This is a genomic window from Rhizobacter sp. (assembly GCF_031412495.1).
Lineage (GTDB): Bacteria > Pseudomonadota > Gammaproteobacteria > Burkholderiales > Burkholderiaceae_C > Schlegelella_A.
On the sequence record NZ_JANODC010000147.1, the window covers coordinates 1 to 2,005 of the forward strand.

Annotated in this window: 2 protein-coding genes; both read left to right on the plus strand. The window is 72.0% G+C overall.

Translation table 11 applies throughout. From position 1 onward, the window contains the following. The first annotated feature begins 145 nt into the window (after window positions 1–145). On the plus strand, window positions 146–1,525 hold the full coding sequence (radA, locus tag AC30N0_RS05325) for a DNA repair protein RadA (RefSeq protein WP_489516891.1): 1,380 nt from the start codon (window positions 146–148) through the stop codon (window positions 1,523–1,525). 7 nt (window positions 1,526–1,532) lie between these two features. Next, window positions 1,533–1,907 carry a hypothetical protein gene (locus AC30N0_RS05330; RefSeq protein ID WP_489516892.1) on the plus strand — a complete coding sequence of 125 codons (375 nt, stop codon included), beginning with the start codon at window positions 1,533–1,535 and terminating at the stop codon, window positions 1,905–1,907. Window positions 1,908–2,005 lie beyond the last annotated feature (98 nt).

Here is a 2,005-nt window from a genome sequence, read left to right on the forward strand (position 1 = left end):
GCTCATCACCGCCACGGCCCCCGGCCCGGGCGAGATGCTGATCGCCCAGGCGGCGACGAAGAAGGCGAGCCAGAGCGGAAAGCTCATCGCCCGATCATAGGTTCGAGCTGGTCGACGTCCAGCGCACGCGGCTACAGTCGATCGGATGGCAAAGGAGAGATCGGTCTACACCTGCACCGAGTGCGGTGGTGCCCAGGCGAAGTGGCTCGGCAAGTGCCCGGACTGCGGCGCCTGGAACACGCTGGTCGAGACCGTCGCCGAGAGTTCCGCCAAGCCGCGCTACGCCACCGCCGGCCGCGGCCTGCTGCCCGGCGAAGCGGTGGCGACGCTGGCCGAGATCGAGGCCGCCGACGCCGAACGGCAACCGACCGGCATCGACGAGCTCGACCGCGCCCTCGGCGGCGGCCTGGTCGCCGGCGGCGTGGTCCTGATCGGCGGCGACCCGGGCATCGGCAAGTCGACGCTGCTCCTGCAGGCGCTCGACGCCCTGTCGCGGGCGGTGAAGGTGCTCTACGTCACCGGCGAGGAAAGCGGCGCCCAGGTCGCGCTGCGCTCGCGCCGGCTCGGCCTCGCCGGCAGCAGCGTGCGCGTGATGGCCGAGATCCAGCTCGAGAAGATCCTCGGCGCGCTCGCTGCGGAGGCGCCGGCGGTGGCGGTGATCGACTCGATTCAGACTGTCTACAGCGAGGCCCTCAGCTCGGCGCCCGGCTCGGTGGCACAGGTGCGCGAATGCGCGGCACAGCTGACCCGCTTCGCCAAGGCGAGCGGCACCACGATCGTCCTCGTCGGCCACGTCACCAAGGACGGCGCCCTCGCCGGGCCGCGCGTGATGGAGCACATCGTCGACACCGTGCTGTACTTCGAAGGCGACACGCACTCGAGCTTCCGGCTCGTCCGCGCGGTCAAGAACCGCTTCGGAGCCGTCAACGAGATCGGCGTCTTCGCGATGACCGAGAAGGGGCTGAAGGGCGTCGCCAATCCGAGCGCGATCTTCCTGTCGACGCACGGCGACCCGGTGGCCGGCTCGTGCGTGCTGGTCACGCTCGAAGGCTCGCGGCCGATGCTGGTCGAGATCCAGGCCCTCGTCGACGCCGGCGGGCCGAGCCCGCGCCGGCTCTCGGTCGGGCTCGACCGCGACCGGCTGGCGATGATGCTGGCCGTGCTGCACCGGCACGCCGGCATCGCCTGCGTCGACCAGGACGTCTTCGTCAACGCCGTCGGGGGCGTGCGCATCAGCGAGCCGGCGGCCGACCTCGCCGTCATGCTCGCGATCCAGAGCAGCCTGCGCGGCAGGCCGCTGCCGCGCGGCTTCCTCGCCTTCGGCGAGGTCGGCCTGGCCGGCGAGGTGCGGCCGGCGCCGCGCGGGCAGGAACGCCTGCGCGAGGCGGCCAAGCTCGGCTTCTCGATCGCCATCGTGCCGAAGGCGAACGCGCCGAAGGGTGCCGTCGCGCGCAGCCTCGAAGGCCTGACCATCCACGCGGTGGAGCGCATCGAGGAAGCGATCGACCTCGTCCGCTCGCTGTGAGGCCGCCGTGAGCCCTCTGCTCGGCTGGGCCCTCGCCGCCGTCTTCGCCTTCGCCGCGTGGCGCGCCTACAGCTGGCCCGGCCTGGCCCTGGCCGCCAGCGTCATCGTCTTCTGGCTGCTGCTGCAGTTCAACCGCGCGGTCCGGGTGATGAAGAACGCCGCCGCGGCACCCGTCGCGAGCATCCCGAACGCGGTCATGTTCCACGCCTGGCTGCGGCGCGGCCTGACCATGCTGCAGGTCGTCGCCCGCACGAAAAGCCTGGGCCGCAAGGTCGACGGCAGCGACGACGACTGGGTCTGGAGCGACGCCGGCGGCAGCAGCGTGCGCCTGCATTTCGAGCGCGGCAGGCTGGTCCACTGGCGGCTCGACCGGCCGGATTGAGCCAGCGGCCCCCCGCCTAGAATCCTCGACCCGCACACCACGATGGAGAGCGCCATGTCGATGGCCGACCGCGACGGCAGGATCTGGATGGACGGGAC